Genomic DNA, 17,481 nt, shown 5'->3' with positions numbered 1-17,481 from the left:
CGCTTCTCGCGACGCGGCGAGGCCTTGAAGCGCTCGCGAGACGCGAGTCGGAGTTGAACGGACGTGGACGCCTAGCGCTTGGCGCAAGAACGCAGAGCGCTTCGCGGAGGCCCCTCGTAAATCAGCCTTCAGCTGGAGCGCTGTCTAGCTGTGACGCGTGCGGCTCTTCGCCGTTCGACGGCGTAACGGATAATCATCGCTGTCGTAAAGGGGGCGAATCTCACGGCCGAAAAAGTGCTGCTCGTCCACCTCGAGGGAGCAACTCGCGAGCGCTTTGGGCGTCAGTTCCTCGACGGCGTAGCGGATGGCCTCCGAGGCTTGCGCGAAGCGTCGGAAACTCAGTGATTTGGAGTTCGACTTTGCCGCCTTGCAAAAAAACAGCGCGGCTTCCGTTCTATAGTCCTTCGAGTTCATCGAACGCCTCCGGAACTAGTGAATGAAGTCTTCCTGCGCGACGAGTTCGAGAGCGGATTCTACGGCGACCCTCTCCTGCCCATCGCGATCTCGCTTCATGCGATATTGCAGACCCGCGCCGCCGTCCGGCAGATGGCGCGTGACGGAGAATGAATCCGACCCCGTCCCGGCGCCGAACTTCTGGGTCACGCGAACGCCGATCGCGAATTTATGCGCGCGAGTTGCTGAAATTCTTTGCGCCGAACGCCGCAAACCTCGGCTGGCGTTGTTGTCATTCGTCATCTGGAAGCGCTCCTCGATTGTTCGCTGAAGCGTGCGCGCCGCTCACCGGCGCCGCTTCGCTTCAGCTTCTCGGGCCTGAAGTTTTTCAACGGTCAGCCAGGAGGAATCCTTGACGACCGCTACGCCTCCATCGCGGGATTTTTCTTTTTTTTGGCTTTTTCGCTTCGCGATTGCTGCGCTTTTGGCCTTTAGCCATGTCTCGCCCCTTCTATGAATGGGCCTTGCGCTCGGACGTCCGCTGCTGCGCTTTCCTGCGGACGCGAAATCGTTCCTCAACCAGGAGAAACGTCGTCGGTCCCCGGCGAACTTGGCCGATGAGGGCCTGCCGCCGGGGGCCGGATAGCAATTAGGCTGCGACTTGCAGCTGATCAGCGGACGACTTGCCGCTGCGCCGATCGACGGCGATTTCGTAGTTGAGCTTCTGGCCCTCCGCGAGGCCCATAAGTCCCGCGCGTTCAACCGCGCTGATGTGGACGAAGACGTCCGGGCCGCCGGACTCCGGCTGAATGAAGCCAAAGCCCTTCTGGGCGTTAAACCATTTTACGGTGCCGGTCTGCATGACATGTCCTTTCGAGAACAAGCTGTCGCGCCCCGCAACATCGCGAGGCGCTGGTGGATCGAAGTTCTGGAGAGGAAGTCAGAAGCCGACGCGCCCTAGGCAGCGGAAGCAAGATCGTTCGGCCGAAAACTCGATACCCAATACTTAGCCCATATGCGCGAAATTGCAAGCTTCGCGCGCGACGCAGAACAGAACTAATCTGCTATGTCGTCCGTCTATCGTCAGTCGAAAAGGCCGTTCGCGTTCTTTTCTCGCGGAGCGGCGTTTGAACCGAAACTTCCGAGTGAAACAGATACGCGAAAATTGCTTTCGTCCGACACGATCCCCATCTCGTAAGCACCGCTACGCCGCAGTGTCCACGAAGCGAAGGAGCAAGGCGATGAGCGAGAAAACGACTCTCCGATTTGCATCGTCAGCGTGGTGGGCTGAACATCCCCGAACCAACCCTGCGGTTGTGCACGCGATTCTTTCGCTCTCAACCAGTGACAGAACGCCGGAGCAGATTTGGCTCTCGCCCACATGCGGCGAGTGGCGGCAAGTCGCCGAGTTCGCCGCGGCTTACAGCGACGACGGCGAATTCGCCTTGACGGGGGAGCAAATCTCTTGGCGCATTCTCTCTAAGACGATCTGAGGGAATTGCGCTCCGCCCGTATCTATGAACTCGTCGGACTCGACACGCCGGGTCGAAAGTGCCGAATTCGAAGTTCCTTTCGCGGAAGAAATTGATGTCGAGCGCCGCATAGCCAGCGATGTGCTTGAAACTCGGTCGTATCGCCCAAACGCGAGCTGACGATGTGGACAATCGGCGTGAAGACGAAGTCCAGGAAGTGTAGATTGCTGCACACCGTCAAAGTCCAGTGGGGGCACGTCTGGCAGTTGCCGTCCTTTCACCTGATTGTTGAAGCGTGTGAGAAAGGATTCAGTCGCAAAGGAGGAAGGACCCGGACAAAGACGGTGCCCGCGGAGCCACAATTGACCACAGGGCGAATGCGCCTCTAAGCAACATGCACGGGAACCTATGAGGCCGATTCGTCGGCGCGGGGCGCTGACGCCGATGACCTTCGACATTTACGAGTTGGGGCTGCTGCTCGCCGTCACGACCGCAGTGGCTCTCGTCTGCGAGCGGCTGAGGCTACCATATACGATCGGCCTGGTGCTTGCCGGCCTCGCTCTCGCGGCGATGCCGCTCAAGATCGAACTGCCGCTATCGAAGGACTTCGTCTACACCTTCCTGCTGCCGCCACTGGTGTTCGAGGCGGCGCTGCGGCTGAGCTGGCCAAGGCTGCGCCGCGATCTTCCGGTGATTCTCACGCTCGCCGGGCCAGGACTCATCGCCTCGGCGCTGCTGCTTGCGACCGGTATGCACTGGATCGCCGGCTGGTCGTGGACGGCGGCGGGACTGTTTGGCGCGCTGATCTCGGCAACCGATCCGGTCGCTGTCGTCGCCACCTTTGACGAAGCCAGGGTGCGGGGGCGGGTCGATCTGTTGGTGCGCGCGGAGAGCCTTATTAATGACGGAACGGCGGCGACGGCGTTTGCGATCCTGTTGGCGATCGCCCTCGGCGCCCCTGCCGCGCCCATGGACGTGACATGGACGTTGCTTCTAACTGTCGGCGGCGGGCTCGCCAGCGGCTTCGCCGTGGCGGGAGCGCTGCTCTTCCTCGTCGGTCGCACCAACAATAACTTAGTCAAGATCACACTGACGACGCTGTGCGGTTATGGCTCCTTTTTGTTGGCCCAGCGAATAGACGCTTCAGGCGTGTTAGCTGCGCTTGCGGCGGGTCTGGTGGTGGCGCAAGGAAGCCGGTGGGGGCTTTTCGGCTCCACGGGACAGGGCGCGGTCGCGGCCTTCTGGGAGTATGTCGCCTTCCTCGTCAACTCGGTGATCTTCATCCTGATTGGTCTGCACGAGGCCGAGCGGCATTTTCTGCCGGTGTTCTGGCCCGCCCTTACCGCGATATTGCTTGCCGTCGCCGGGCGCGCCATCGCCGTCTACCCATTCTGCGGCCTGTTTAGGGGAACACGTTACGCCGTCGAACTCAGGCACCAACATGTGCTGTTCTGGGGAGGCTTTCGTGGTGCGCTGCCCTTGGCGCTAGCGCTCGGATTGCCGACATTGATCGCTGAACGCGAGGACGTCGTAACCATGACCTTCGCCGTGGTGGCATTCTCCGTCTTTATCCAGACCCTGGTGATGATCCCATTGCTTTACCGGCTGGGCGTGATTCGTCGTCCAGCAAATTGAGCTCAGGATGGCCCGCTTGCCGTTGAAAATCGAGAAGCGGGCGTCGCGGGTTGAGAGTCTCATGTTGCACGTAGTTATCAGAATGCGCTGTTTGTGCGCTCTGCCGCGGCATTCCGGCGAGAGCGCCGGCTCGGATTGATCCGCACCTTCAACAAAACGTCCCATCGGATCCTCCATCAGACGAGGCTTGAATCATAGCTGACTCGCGCGCGCATTTTCACACCGCCAGGGGCGGTTGCGGACATTGACGAGAGCCGACAAAGCTTCCTCATGTGCGTTCTGGCTCGGCGACGTGATTTCTTCCCGAATGAAAGGGCCGTGACGCGAATGAAGACCTTGTTTCAGATCATCGCCGACGACGGGACGCCAGGACGTGTCGAAGAAATCGCATCTTTATACAGCCCTTATCTGGAGCATCGATTTTTTGAATGGAGCCTTTATGGGCATTTGTGAAAATAACTGCCATCTTCATCATCGCAGATGACGACGAGACGTCGATGCGCGCATCGTAATCTTCTCTCCCTCAGACTCGTACTAAATGGGTGATGTCATGGCTAGTGTTCGGGTCGCCGCCGGGCACAGGATTATCGATTCGATGATTGCACTTGGAGACTGCACGACGCAGCACCGCATCCTCATGGCCGGATCAAACAGCATGGCGATGATGATCGAGATGCATCGGCGCGGCTATGCTCAAGCGTTTTCGACCGGAAATTGCGGCCGCCCGGCGGGCCAATATGATGTCGCACTGATCGATTGGCGCAGGCGCACGCTTCATGACCTTGAGAAGACGCTGGACTGGGTTGGCAAATTTCTCAGTCCAGCGGGATTGCTGGTTGTCTGGGTCGATGCTCAGAAGCTAGCAGCCAATCAAAGCTTTCGCGCGTCACTGGAGAAGCGGGGCTACATCATCGAGCAGGACGCCGTGCATGAGTGCGGCCGTGCACTCGCCGCGCGGCTACAGCAACCCACTCCGCTCAAGAAGGCAGCGTAATACCTTATTGTCCGGAAGGACGGGAGATGGCGGCGGAACGGCGTGTCTGGTTGTGAGCCGTCCGTCACCGCCTTCCTAGAAAAGAGATCAAGATGGCCAAGTCGAACCCGAGACGCACGATTATTCGAGAATGGAGTTCGCTTCCACGTGAGAAACGACAATCCATTCAGCACGCAGCGGCTTTTGCGGAGGCGGCCCTGCAGCGCCACAGTCTGCCACGCAGCAGGCGAGCGCCGCGCGATGTTGTCATGGGATGGCTGGGGCCGCGCATTGGACGGGCTTGAGAACTATGCGAGGCAGCTAGCAGTAGGAGTTTCAAACATTGCGAGCGTTGGCGTGTCAGATCGCGATAGTGTCCTAAATCCTTCGCTTAGATGTTTAGTCTCGGCATCCGGCGGAGCGGATTGAGCGTGAATCTGCGCGGTTCTTTCGTCCAGCGCTTGCATTAGCTGAACTCGACGAGTGAACAACAATGGCTCACCATCGTGACAATGGGCCGGAGTCGGGTGTGTCTTCAGACCGAACGAGGAGTCTCCCGAATTTCGGCCCTTGGATTCCGTTTTTATGCCGCCCTTATGGGCAAGCGCTTATAGAGATATGGAATCTATATCCCGTTCTGCCGCAGTTTAGATCGAGTAGACGAACGCCAAGCGCAAGAAGGAGATCGGGTCAGCGTGACGCGATCACGCAAGGACACAGCCAGAGCTACAAGGCGCATAGGCGAGGTAGACATATGATCTGCTCGGATTCGTCCCGGCAGCTTTTATTCTTGCATGCTGGTGGTCACCGGCGGTTTTGGCCAAGAGGGGCGCCGACGGCATGGTGAGAAATGCTTCTGGCCGGGCTCGGAGGTGGTGGGGTGGATCAGGGCGAAATTATCTTGGCTGACGATGACGCCGCGAGCCGGACCGCCGTGGCGCAGGCGCTCTCGAGCGCCGGCTATGAGGTGCGCGCGACTGGAACGGCGGCGACCTTGTGGCGGTGGGTACAATCGGGCGAAGGCGATCTCGTAGTGACCGAGGTCGTCATGCCGGACGAAAGCGCCTTCGAACTGTTGCCACGCATCAAGAAGCTCCGACCAAACCTGCCGATCATCGTCATGAGCGCGCAGAGTACGTTCATGACCGCAATCCGCGCCTCAGAGCGCGGCGCCTACGATTACCTGCCCAAACCCTTCGATGTGAAGGAGCTGGTTGGCATCGTCAGCCGCGCCATGGCCGAGCCGCGCAAAAGGCGCGACCTGGACGGCGACGATGAAATCGAAGGAATGCCGCTCGTCGGCCGCTCGCCGGCCATGCAGGAAATCCATCGCTCGCTTGCGCGTCTCATGCAGACCGATCTCACCGTGATGATCAACGGCGAGTCGGGTACCGGCAAAGAGCTGGTTGCGCGCAAGCTACACGATTACGGCAGCCGCAAGAAAGGGCCGTTCGTCGCGATCAATATGGCTGCCATCCCGCGCGATCTCATAGAAAGCGAGCTGTTCGGCCATGAGACGATCGGGCTCACCGGTACCAATCAGCGTTCGGTCGGCCGTTTCGAACAGGCTGACGGTGGCACCTTGTTTCTCGACGAAATCGGAGACATCCCGATGGAGGCGCAGGCGCGACTATTGCGTGTGCTGCAGCAAGGCGAATACACTAGGGTCGGTGGGCAAACGCTGATCAGAACCGATGTGCGGATTATCGCCGGCGCTAACAAGGACCTGCGCACGCTCGTTCAGCAAGGCCTGCTCCACGAGGACTTGTATTTCCGTTTGAACGTTGTTCCCTTGCGCCTACCGCCTCTGCGGGAGCGCGCCGAGGATATTCCCGACCTCGTGCATCATTTCCTAAAGATCGCGGCCAGTGAGGGTTTGCCCCAGCAATATATCGAGGAGGGGGCGCTTGACCGTATGAAGCGTTATCGCTGGCCAGGAAATGTCCGCGAATTGGAAAACCTCATACGACGCCTCGCCATTCTGCATCAGCAGAATATCATAACCGAGGAACTCATTGAGCGGGAACTGAGGTACGAGCTTGGCCACAGCGCGAACGATCTCTCGGCTGCCGACGAAATACCGTTCGCCACCGCGATCAAGCCGGTCCTCGCGAAGATGTTCGGAGGAGATCAACTGCCAAGACCAGGTCTGTATCACCGCGCTATTCGCGAGATTGAAGGGCCTGTGATTGCTGCGGCGCTGGCGGCCACTGGCGGTCACCAGCTCAAGGCTGCTGAATTGCTCGGCCTCAACCGCAATACCTTGCGAAAGAAATTGATCGGCCTCAACATTCACGAAGGGTTTTCCAAGCTATAGTCGCCCGTGCGGACCAGCCTATGGCGCCCTATGTTCCACGCCGAGGCAATCGTGCACGACGATCTTGCAGGTCCCTGGAGAGCGGAGCGGCTAATGGCGAAGACATTGCAGCACGGCCAATTACCTCTGACAAAGTCTGCGGCTTCTGAGAGCGCAGACACTGAGTTTCGGCTTCCCACAATGGCGCAATATGTGATCGCGTTTCTGCTGGTCGCCGCCGCAACATTCATGGCCTTCATTGCCAGTTCGGTCGTGCCTGCAGCCGGCCTCACGCTGTTCTTTGTCCTGCCGGTAATCATCACCAGCACCGTCTATGGGTTGGGGCCTTCCCTGGCGGCAATTGTGGCGAGCGTCCTCGCGTTCGACTACTTCTTCACGAAGCCATACTTGACCTTGCGCATGACCGATCCATCCGAGATCTGGACAGCGGCCCTGCTGCTCATCATCGCGGCCATCGTCGGCACCGTGGCTTGGCAATCCCGGCGACATGCGCTCGAAGCGCGTCGGGCCGCCGCGCAGGCGGAAGAGCTGCGGCTCTTGGCGCACGTCGTGATCCACGGCGCTTCGCAGCCTCAGATCGTTCAAGCCGCAGCGACGGCGCTCTGCCGGATTTTCGGCGGCCCGACGGCCATCTTTTCCCGGATCGGTGATCAGATTCACGTTGAAGCAACCGCTTGCGACGCCGACGTGTCCGAGGCGGAGCGGGAAGCCGCGCTAGGCGCGTCGATCGACGGCATCCGCACACGAGCGCAGACCTATCCTTACGACCAGTCACGGTTTGACATGTGGCCGGTCGGGACGGGGATTGAGTGCCAGTACGTCGTTGGCGTAGATTTCGATCGTACCCCATACGAACGCCCCGCGGATGCCGATCAACTCATCGAGATCGTTGCCGCCTACCTAGTCGCCAATCTCACCCGCGCGGATCAGTGACCCGCAGCAGCGACGTTGACGTAGTGGGAGCGAAGACCGAGCACCTACGGCTCGGCGACCATCATCCCGTGCTCGGCGAGGATCCGCCGAAGCGGGGCAAAATGCCTGGCGCCGGCCCTCAACGCGACTGGCTTCGCAAGCGGGCGCGCGTCGAGTTCCCCGCCGTTTCCCTGTCATTGCACGCCACAGCGGTACGCCCATGACTCCCTTGTTGCACTCGTCGGCAGCGCGCGCACGTTGCGCACGGCGCGCTGCCGACGGATCGACTCGAAGAGAACGCCTAGCTATCGGCCTCGACTATCCGTTCCTCCCGTCGTAAGCACATGGTAAACGTCGACGCCATTTTTTTTGCGCCGAATCTCACCTACCGCTTCTGCATCTCTCAGCTTTCGCGCGACGCACGCGAGCGCGTTCAGCTGTTCCCCTTCTGCGGGGAGCAGCAGAAAAAATACAATGTCAACTGGTTGACTATCAATCGCCTCGAATTCGATCGCTTTGCGAAGACGAGCCAAGACGCCAAAGGGCTGCTTTAGGCCCTGAATGCGAGCGTGCGGGATCGCCACTCCAGCGCCCATTCCCGTAGAACCGAACGCCTCCCGCTTCAGGATTTCGCCGGAAACACCCTCTGGGTTCAGCTTGAGGACTGATGCTGCTCGACGCGAGAGTTCCTGTAGCAGATGAACCTTGTCGGGCGCGCGAACGTCGATCAAGACATCGGCAGGCGCCAAAAAATCCTTGATACCCATAACCGCTCCGATGGGCTGATCGCGAACATCTTACGCCAGCAGGGTGAAACTGCCGTTTCCAAGCTCACTTGTTGCATGCAAAGTCATTCTGGCGCGCGAAGACGGTACCCGATTCCCGTTTCTGTCAAGATATATTGCGGACGTTCAGGATCTCTCTCGATTTTCTGCCGGAGTTGGCGGACATAAACCCGTAGGTACTGCGCATCGGTAAGACTGTTCCATAATTCACCCAACAAGAATTTGTGCGTCAGCACCTTTCCCGCATGCTGCACAAGCACCCGCAAGAGTTCATACTCCTTAGGTGAAAGCTTCACCTCGTTTTCGCCTACCTTGACGACGCGACGAACTAGATCGACTGAGAGGTCGTCTAGGCGAAAGATTGGACGCTCGCCTTGCACCTGAAGTTGATGGCGCAACGCGGTCCGCATGCGGGCGAGGAGCTCGTCCATTCCGAACGGCTTGGTCACGAAGTCGTCAGCGCCGAAATCGAGCGCCTGGACCTTGCCAGCCTCGTCGCCGCGACTGGATAATACTACTATCGGAACCCTCTCATTTCTTGCACGGATCATTCCTAACAGGTCATGTCCCGAAATATCGGGAAGCCCCAGATCGAGAATGATCAAATCTGGTTGCTGGCGCAACAGATCGAGGGCGGTCTTGCCGTTGGGCGCCTCGAGAATCTGATAGCCTTGCGTAGTCAGCCCCATGCGCAGGAGCTTGCGGATGGGGGGCTCGTCGTCGATCACCAATACCTTGAGGGGGGCGGCCGTCATGCGGCAACGTCCAACTGCTGCAACTCTGCCGGGATCGGCAGTCTGATGGTGAATACGGCTCCAGTCCGATCCGTGCGGTTTCCGGCGATGAGCGTGCCGCCCATCGCCTCCACGAAACCACGCGAGATCGCGAGCCCAAGCCCGGTGCCGGCACGCACCTGATCAGCCTTTTGCGCCCGGTAGAACTTATCAAAGATATGTTCCAGATCCGTAGGAGGAATTCCATCGCCCTCGTCCAGAAACTGCACGCACACCGAATCCTTATCGCGCCAACCCTGAACGCGGATCGTCGTGCCGACGGGCGCATATTTCGCGGCGTTGTCTAGGAGATTGAACAACACCTGCTCGAACAGGACTGCATCGACCGCGATCATCGGCAGGTCCGCCGCAAGTTGCAGCTCGACACGATGGTCCGCCACGATCTTGCTGGCGCGCCGCAATGCGCTTCCGACGATTTCGCCCACATCGTGAGGAGCAACATTCGGGAAAATTGCGCCAGATTCGAGCTTGGTCATGTCGAGCAAGTTGGCTATGAACCGATTGAGCCGCTCAGCTTCGTCGACGATTGTGGCTAACAGATCCGCCTTTTCGGCATCGGTGAGCCGATCCGACAGACCGCGCAGCGCTTCAGCGGATCCGAGCACGGCTGCGAGCGGCGTCTTGAGGTCATGTGAAATCGAGGTGAGGAGTGCGGATCGCAACCGCTCTGTTTCGATAGTACGCCGCACTTTCTCCATGTCTTCGACTAGATGAACGCGTTCAATCGCGAGCGCCCCTTGATCCATCAAGGCATCGAGCAAACGACGCTCATCGGGAGTCAACAGCGCTCCTGGCTTATCACTGTCAATGCCGACAACGCCGATCGCACCGCGACCGGTGCGCATGGGCAAGAACAGGCGCTTGGCGCCGGGCAGCGTGTCCGAGCCACGACCTGCCGACCGATTGTTTTGCCAAGCCCACTTGGCCGCGGCGAGGTCCGCTTCGTCGAGAATGTCTTCCGGCGGATAGCCCGCCTTCACGGCAATCGAGCCGTGTTCAGGCAGAAGCAAGACGACCCGCACCTTCAACATTAATGCGGTCTGGTACGCGGCTGCCCACAAGACGTCGTCGAGGGCACCAGCGCCGGCGAGTTTACGGCTAAACGCATAAAGCAGCTCCGTGGTGCGCGCTCGTCTCATCGCCGCAACCGCCTGTATGCGAGCCCGAGCTGCAACACTGGAAACGATGACTGCAATCACTAGAAAGAACAAAACGGTCAACACGTCTGTGGTCTTGGAAATAGCGAAAGTGTAGTACGGCTCCGTAAAGAAGAAATTGTAGCAGAGCGACGCCACGGCCGTCGCGAAGAGCGACGGCCCCAAGCCGAGACGCGCGGCGACACCAACCACCGCCGTAAGCAATACCAACCCTACGTTTGGGAGGCCGATCCATGGCCGGAGCAACGCTCCGACGCCGACCGCAAAGCCGACCGTCAATAGAGCAAAGACGTATGGACGAGGATCGAACGCTCCCCGCCTTTCGCCGGTCTTGATCGTCTTCGTTGCGATCCGTTCTCCTTGGATATCATCGCCGGCTATGACATGGACGCTAATGTCGCCGGAACGCCGCACGAGATCATGCACGATGGATCCATGCAGGATTTCGAACCACCGCGAGCGATTGGATTTCCCCACGACGATCTGGGTAATGTTGTTCGCCTGCGCATAGCCGATCACGTCGTCAGCGATGCGGCGATCGCTCCCGGGAATCGTGATTGCTTGACCTCCGAGAGACTGCGCGAGCCGTAACGTATCAGCGATGCGATCCCGCTGATCTTCGGTAAGCTGCAAACTTCGTCTCGTCTCGATAGAAAGAGCTTCGAAGGGCGCATGCAAGCGGTCGGCCAGGCGCTTCGCATACCGCACGAGACCCGCCGCGCACGGATCCTCACTGACGCACACCAGGATGCGCTCGCTCGCCGCCCAAGGTCCCTGAATGGCGCGCGCCTGCATCTGTGTGAGGAGTTGCTCGTCAACGTGCTCCGCTGTGCGACGCAGCGCCAGCTCGCGCAGGGCCGTCAGATTGGCCGGCCCAAAAAAGTGCTTTAACGCGCGCTCGGCTTGTCTCGGAATGTAGACCTTTCCCTGCTTAAGCCGCTCGATCAGCTCGTCAGGCGTCAGATCGACCAACTTGACGGCGTCGGCGCGGTCGAAAATCGAGTCTGGCACCGTCTCGCGGACACGGACATGCGTGATCTGAGCGACAACGTCGTTCAGACTCTCGATGTGCTGAATGTTGACGGTGGAGTATACGTTGATGCCGCTGTTCAGCAGCTCTTCCACATCGAGATAGCGCTTAGGGTGTCGGCTGCCGGGAGCGTTGGTGTGAGCCAGCTCGTCGACGAGAACGATCTGTGGTCGGCGGGCGATGATGGCGTCGAGATCCATTTCCTCGAGCCAGCGGCCTTTATATCCGAGACGCTGACGGGAGATGGTTTCGAGACCTTCCAACAGGGCCTCCGTTTCTTTCCGACCGTGAGTCTCCACGACGCCAACCACGACATCGTAACCGTCTTTGCGCCTAGCGCGAGCTTGCTGCAGCATCTCGTATGTCTTGCCGACGCCTGGCGCAGCGCCGACGAATATTTTCAGCTTGCCGACGCGTCCGTCCTCTCGCCGAGCGGCCTCCAGCAGAGCCTCTGGAGAAGGTCGCTTGTCCTGATTGCGTTGCTGATCCGGCGTCATGCGCTCAGACCCTTGATCGCTTCGGTTTGATCCGCAGACGCATCCTCTTCACCTTTCGCCTCACGACAGCCCACCATTGTCCAATTTCTCGTCCCTGCTGCCCCAAAGCTCTCGCGCGGCGACTTCCATATACAGCGAAGCAACCGAGCTGAGACCACTCATTGCTGTGAGGCCTTCAGCCGCTTATCACATTCGCGCCGGTATTCGGACCAGTTCATCGTCGGGTTGGCCTTCCTCAGCTCGATCTTTTGGGCCTTCCATTGGGCGGCACACTGCTTCCTCCTGAGTTTTTCGGCTTCGGCGCTATCCGCGGCTGGCCGGCTGGGAGTGATTCCAGGAACAGGCGCGGGAGCGGGCGCCGTTTCGACCCGTGGCTCCGACGGAGCAGGAGTTGGGGCGGAAGAAGGAATATTCCTCTCAGCTCCGGAAGGTGGCGAACCGGTCGGCGAAGGCGCCGGCGCAGGCTCGGTAGTGGGAGCGGGCGCTGCAACCGGAGCAGCCAGCGTGTCGAGCGCGACATTGAGTTCGAGCACGTTCACAAGACGGTCCGGAGCCAAGAACCCGCCCGGCGCAAACGCGTGCTCCCGAACAATGCTCTCGATTTGAGCCTTTGGAAGGCCCCGCGCTTGAGCTACCCGGCCCGCCTGATACAGAGCCGCTTGCTCACTGATATGAGGGTCCAGCCCCCCACCGGAGGCGGCCGCCAACTCGGCTGGCAAAGGCTTCTCAACCGTGGCGCCGTATTTTTCAACCAATTTGGTCGCGCGATCCGTGAGATCGGAACTCGTGGGGGATTTGTTGCTGCCTGCCGCGCTTGTCGCGTCATACCCTTCCTTTCCTGCCGACGACGGCCGCGGCCAAAAGTATTGCGGTTGCTCGAACTTTTGCGCGATCAACCGGCTGCCAATCACCTTTCCGTCTGGGGCAGTGATCAGCGATCCTAACGCCGTATATGGAGTGGTTATCTGACCTACTCCCCAAATCACCGCTGAATACCCTACAACGCAAATGAGCATGGTAGCCACGGTGACGCGGACACTGGCGACGAACGATAATGAGTAAGACATGTGTTTGTCCTTAGAGCCCATTCACTTCATGTAGATCAGATGCTCTGCAACCGGTCCCAGCGTCGCGGCCGGGAAGAAGGTCAGAGCGCCGACGACGAGAATCGTCGCCAACAGCATTCCAGCGAAAGTGCCGTCTTCCACGCCTAGCGTACCGATCGATTCCGCGCTCCGCCGCTTGGTGACGAACGAGCCGACGATCGCCAGCGGCAGAATGATCGGTATGAAACGAGCTAACAACATGACGATGCCAGTTGCCACGTTCCACGGGACGGTATTGTCACCCAACCCTTCGAAACCCGATCCATTGTTCGCGCTGGCGGAGCTGAACTCATAGAGCATTTCGCTAAATCCATGCGGGCCAACGTTGTTCAGAGTTTCCGCGCCCCACGGCGTCGCCGCGAAGATGGCGGCGCCGCCGAGAATGAAAAGCCCGTGGGCTAGAAGCGCGAGTATGGCGAGCTTGACCTCGCGCGCCTCCACGCGCCAGCCTACATATTCGGGCGTGCGGCCCACCATCATCCCTGCGATGAACACGGCGACGATCATATAGATGAACATATTGATCATGCCGACGCCGACGCCGCCGAAGGTCGCGTTCAGCCACATGCCGATCATCGGCATTAGCCCAGTCATGGGGTTGAGGCTATCGTGCATCGCGCCGACGGAACCGTTGCTTGTCGAAGTGGTGATGACGGCCCAGGTCGGTCCGGACGTCGCGCCAAACCGCATTTCTTTGCCTTCTAAGTTGCCGACGTTCTGCTCGATCGGCAGACTGGCGAAAGCTTGCGTCGGGGCCGACTCGAAATAGACAGCGCCTGTGATCTTGGCCAGAAGAAGCGCCAACATGACGCCGAAGACAACCGCCGCATGACGCATGCGGCCGATAATCCGGCCGAACATCCACACGCTCGCCATCGGAATGATGATGATGCAGAACATCGAGAGCGCGTTGGTCCAGAACGTCGGGTTCTCCAACGGATGCGTGCTGTTCGGCCCGAAGAAGCCGCCGCCGTTGGTTCCGAGCTGTTTGATGGTCACGAACGCCGCCACCGGACCGCGTGCGATTGTCTGCTCGACGCCTTCCAGCGTCATCGCTTTGGCGGCGCCCTCCAATGTCATCGGCATGCCGCCGAGCACCATGAGCGTTGCAACAACAAGCGCTATCGGCAGCAGCACTAGGAACGAGGCTCGCTGCAGATCGACAAAGAAGTTGCCCATATCCTGCCGACCGGCGAGACCGCGGGCGAGCGCCGCAAGAGCGGCGATTCCGGTCGCGGCCGACACGAACTGCAACCACATCAGCGCGCCCAGCTGCGAGAAGTAGCTCAGCGTGGATTCGCCGGAGTAATGCTGAAGATTCGTGTTGGAAGTGAAAGAAGCGGCGGTGTTGAAGATCAGGCTTCCTTCGATCGGTCCCATGCCGTCAGGGTTGAGCGGCAAATATTGCTGCAAGGCGAGGATGCCGAAGCACACCACGAACATCAGCGCGTTGAAGACGAGCATGGAGACCGTATATGCCTTCCAGTCCTGCCCCTTCCGAGCAGCGGAGCCGCCGAAGAGCTGGAAAGCTCGGGTGAACCGGTCGATACGGCCGCTTTCGGAGGCGTCGGGGTCCATCGCCCATTTCATGTAGCGACCGAGCGGCCAGGATAGAACAGCTGTGCCGCCGACGATGAGCACAACGAACAGGATGGCGTACATAACCATGAGGATCAGCTCCAGAGTCCTTAGCCTAAGCTCGATCGACCGCCGAGGTCATCAAGAGCAGAAGCCCGAAGATTACGAGTCCGAGAACGAGATAAACGATCGCCATTCGGATAATCCTTTTCTGTCAGGCGAGTTGTAGAGCAGTCACGATCATATCGATGAGTTTGATTCCGACGAATGGCACGATCAAACCGCCCAAGCCGTAAACCAACAGGTTGCGCCTTAGAACGGCCGCGGCGCCGATAGGCCGGTAAGCGACGCCTTTCAGCGCCAGCGGAATGAGGGCGATGATGATCACTGCGTTGAAGATGATGGCGGAGAGAATGGCGCTCTGAGGGGTTGCGAGCCGCATGATATTCAGCGCGTCCAACTGCGGATACAAGGCGATGAACATCGCCGGAATGATGGCGAAATACTTCGCCACGTCGTTGGCGATTGAAAAGGTGGTCAGCGCTCCGCGTGTCATGAGAAGTTGCTTGCCGATCTCAACGACCTCGATCAGCTTGGTTGGGTTCGAGTCGAGGTCTACCATGTTGCCAGCTTCGCGAGCCGCCTGCGTGCCGGTGTTCATTGCGACGCCAACATCCGACTGCGCGAGCGCCGGGGCGTCATTAGTTCCGTCGCCGCACATCGCAACCAGCTTGCCTTTAGCCTGCTCTTGACGAATGAGGCGCAGCTTATCCTCGGGAGTGGCCTGCGCGAGGAAATCGTCGACCCCAGCGTCTGCCGCAATGGCTGCGGCTGTCATCGGGTTATCGCCTGTAATCATGATAGTGCGGATGCCCATGCGCCGAAGTTCGGCGAAGCGCTCGCGAATGCCGCCTTTGATTACGTCCTTGAGCTGAACAACGCCGAGAAGTTTGCCGTCTTTCGCGACGGCGAGCGGGGTTCCGCCAGATTTCGCGACTTCATCAGCGATCGCGTTGATCTCTCGCACTTCATCTGCGCTGACCGCACGCTCCAGCACTTGTACGGCGCCGGCCGTCGACCCGCCCGCGCTCGAAGATGCGCCGAGATAGCCGAGGACAGAATCGACAGCGCCCTTACGGACCCAAGAGCTGCCGACTTCCATTCCGCTCATACGGCTCTGGGCGGTGAATGGGATAAAATTTCCATGAAGTTCAGAAAGCTCACGTCCGCGAATACCGTATTTCTCCTTGGCGAGCACGACGATCGAGCGTCCTTCGGGCGTCTCGTCGGCGAGGGAGGCGAGCTGTGCAGCATCCGCCAACTCCTCTGCTGTCACGCCACGCAGCGGCCTGAATTCGGTTGCTTGCCGGTTGCCGAGCGTGATCGTTCCGGTCTTGTCGAGCAGAAGCGTATCGACGTCTCCAGCGGCCTCGACCGCGCGTCCCGATGTCGCAAGCACATTGAAGCGCACCAGCCGATCCATGCCAGCGATGCCAATCGCCGAGAGAAGTGCTCCGATGGTCGTCGGAATCAGGGCGACAAAAAGGGCGACGAGTACGGCTACCGGGACGCTGCCGCCCGCATATTTCGCGAAGCTGGGTATGGTGGCAACTGCGATCACAAAGATCAAAGTCAAGCCGACGAGCACGACGGTCAGGGCGATCTCATTCGGCGTCTTCTGGCGCTCTGCGCCTTCCACCAATCGAATCATCCGGTCGAGAAACGTGGTGCCCGGCGCGGCAGTTATCCGAACACGGATCCAATCAGAAATAACCTGAGTGCCGCCCGTGACCGCTGAACGATCGCCGCCGGATTCGCGAATGACCGGCGCCGATTCCCCGGTGATCGCAGCCTCGTTGACCGAAGCAATGCCTTCGATCACTTCGCCATCCGAAGGGATAATGTCACCGGCTTCGACTAACACGACGTCGCCCGTTCTGAGGCTGGTGCCGGGGACGACATTGTAGTTTGCTAGGCTCGGTCCGCTAAGAAGCTTCGCCTGCACCTCGGTGCGCTGCTGGCGCAATGCATCAGCCTGCGCCTTGCCGCGGCCTTCGGCGACTGCTTCCGCAAAATTCGCAAAGAGGACCGTGAACCAGAGCCAGACTATGATCTGGAAAGTGAAGCCCAGGTTTTCTCCCCCGAATATCAAGTCACGCAGAAATAGGATGGTCGTGAGCGCCGCGACCACCTCGACCACGAACATGACTGGGTTCTTCACGAGAACCCGCGGATCAAGCTTGATGAAGGCGGAGCGAATTGCAGGCCCGATAATCCCAGGATCTGCGAGCGCAGAAACGGGCATACGCTTACGCAGGGTAGACGTCTCCATCACGTAACTCCGTTGAATTTTGTCAGTTGAGCTTCCGGCTTGCGCGTCGAAGAAAACGGTTCTGTTGACGCCTCAGTAGAGATGGCGCTGAACAACGAATTTCGTGGCGTTGTCCTCTGCCGCAGAACGTCCAAAGAAGACAAGCCCAGCGCTGCAAAGACATCACGATCTTTGCATAGTTAGATGCTTAAAACCGCTCGGGCCGCAGCAGAACGTATGTGAGATAGATCGTGAGACCCACGGTGACGAGGCCTGAAAGGGAGTAGTCGAAGATCATCGTTGCCTCTAAACAGTCAGAGTGATCATTTGCGGGCCAGGGACGGCTAGGGTGACGAGCCGCCAACTGCGGAAACTGACGACGATTCGCCGGCGCTCTGGCCAAAACACTCGTTCGAGCCGCGAGCAGTCATCCGCCTCATTCGAGCGCCTCAAATGCCATTAATCGTATATATTTTCGAGAGGCGCAGGCGCTTTACGATATAGGATTCTCATATAAATGA

General features: G+C 59.4%; 14 protein-coding genes. 4 read left to right on the top strand and 10 right to left on the bottom strand.

The annotated features are described in order from the left end of the window. Window positions 1–144: 144 nt before the first annotated feature. The 3 genes from AC0X69_RS19765 to AC0X69_RS19755 all read right to left on the bottom strand — a co-directional run bounded on the left by AC0X69_RS19765 (window position 145) and on the right by AC0X69_RS19755 (window position 1,255). Complete coding sequence (locus AC0X69_RS19765; RefSeq protein WP_482610063.1) at window positions 145–414, bottom strand: hypothetical protein; 270 nt, start codon at window positions 412–414, stop codon at window positions 145–147. Window positions 415–429: 15 nt separating this feature from the next. Then, on the bottom strand, window positions 430–696 hold the full coding sequence (locus AC0X69_RS19760; RefSeq protein ID WP_482610061.1) for a hypothetical protein: 267 nt from the start codon (window positions 694–696) through the stop codon (window positions 430–432). Window positions 697–1,042: 346 nt separating this feature from the next. Beyond that, complete coding sequence (locus tag AC0X69_RS19755) at window positions 1,043–1,255, bottom strand: cold-shock protein (protein ID WP_482613456.1); 213 nt, start codon at window positions 1,253–1,255, stop codon at window positions 1,043–1,045. Window positions 1,256–2,273: 1,018 nt separating this feature from the next. On the opposite strand from AC0X69_RS19755, the gene AC0X69_RS19750 reads away from it, so the two are divergent. The 4 genes from AC0X69_RS19750 (at window position 2,274) to AC0X69_RS19735 (ending at window position 7,723) form a co-directional block, all read left to right on the top strand. Beyond that, window positions 2,274–3,500: a cation:proton antiporter gene (locus tag AC0X69_RS19750; protein ID WP_482610059.1), complete on the top strand. Its 1,227-nt coding sequence runs from the start codon at window positions 2,274–2,276 to the stop codon at window positions 3,498–3,500. 538 nt (window positions 3,501–4,038) lie between these two features. Beyond that, the gene (locus AC0X69_RS19745) at window positions 4,039–4,494 is read left to right on the top strand and encodes a hypothetical protein (protein WP_482610058.1); all 456 of its coding nucleotides are present in this window, start codon (window positions 4,039–4,041) and stop codon (window positions 4,492–4,494) included. Between the two features lie 859 nt (window positions 4,495–5,353). Next, window positions 5,354–6,790: a nitrogen regulation protein NR(I) gene (gene ntrC / locus AC0X69_RS19740; RefSeq protein ID WP_482610056.1), complete on the top strand. Its 1,437-nt coding sequence runs from the start codon at window positions 5,354–5,356 to the stop codon at window positions 6,788–6,790. Between the two features lie 93 nt (window positions 6,791–6,883). Beyond that, window positions 6,884–7,723, top strand: a complete 840-nt coding sequence (locus tag AC0X69_RS19735; RefSeq protein ID WP_482610054.1) for a DUF4118 domain-containing protein — start codon at window positions 6,884–6,886, stop codon at window positions 7,721–7,723. 284 nt (window positions 7,724–8,007) lie between these two features. Here the strand turns inward: AC0X69_RS19735 and AC0X69_RS19730 are convergent, their stop codons facing one another. From AC0X69_RS19730 to AC0X69_RS19700, 7 genes are all read right to left on the bottom strand, one after another. Then, entirely contained in the window at window positions 8,008–8,469 is a 462-nt protein-coding gene (locus tag AC0X69_RS19730; RefSeq protein WP_482610052.1) for a PTS sugar transporter subunit IIA, read from the bottom strand. 83 nt (window positions 8,470–8,552) lie between these two features. Continuing rightward, a complete protein-coding gene (locus tag AC0X69_RS19725; protein WP_482610050.1) occupies window positions 8,553–9,242 on the bottom strand; it encodes a response regulator in 690 nt (229 codons plus the stop codon). Beyond that, window positions 9,239–11,965 carry a DUF4118 domain-containing protein gene (locus AC0X69_RS19720; protein ID WP_482610048.1) on the bottom strand — a complete coding sequence of 909 codons (2,727 nt, stop codon included), beginning with the start codon at window positions 11,963–11,965 and terminating at the stop codon, window positions 9,239–9,241. Before AC0X69_RS19720 ends, AC0X69_RS19725 begins: the two co-directional genes overlap by 4 nt. Before the next feature lie 158 nt (window positions 11,966–12,123). After that, window positions 12,124–13,032 (bottom strand): potassium-transporting ATPase subunit C, encoded by a 909-nt coding sequence (locus AC0X69_RS19715; protein WP_482610046.1) that lies wholly within the window; start codon window positions 13,030–13,032, stop codon window positions 12,124–12,126. 21 nt (window positions 13,033–13,053) lie between these two features. Then, window positions 13,054–14,739 (bottom strand): potassium-transporting ATPase subunit KdpA, encoded by a 1,686-nt coding sequence (kdpA, locus tag AC0X69_RS19710; RefSeq protein WP_482610044.1) that lies wholly within the window; start codon window positions 14,737–14,739, stop codon window positions 13,054–13,056. Between the two features lie 124 nt (window positions 14,740–14,863). Further along, window positions 14,864–16,981, bottom strand: a complete 2,118-nt coding sequence (gene kdpB / locus AC0X69_RS19705; protein WP_482610042.1) for a potassium-transporting ATPase subunit KdpB — start codon at window positions 16,979–16,981, stop codon at window positions 14,864–14,866. Between the two features lie 187 nt (window positions 16,982–17,168). After that, window positions 17,169–17,258 (bottom strand): K(+)-transporting ATPase subunit F, encoded by a 90-nt coding sequence (locus tag AC0X69_RS19700; RefSeq protein WP_482610040.1) that lies wholly within the window; start codon window positions 17,256–17,258, stop codon window positions 17,169–17,171. Between the last annotated feature and the right edge of the window lie 223 nt (window positions 17,259–17,481).

This window comes from Methylocystis sp. Uni0008 (assembly GCF_056838045.1).
The sequence above is the reverse complement of the archived record's forward strand: the minus strand, read 5'-3'. Positions and strand labels throughout refer to the sequence as shown.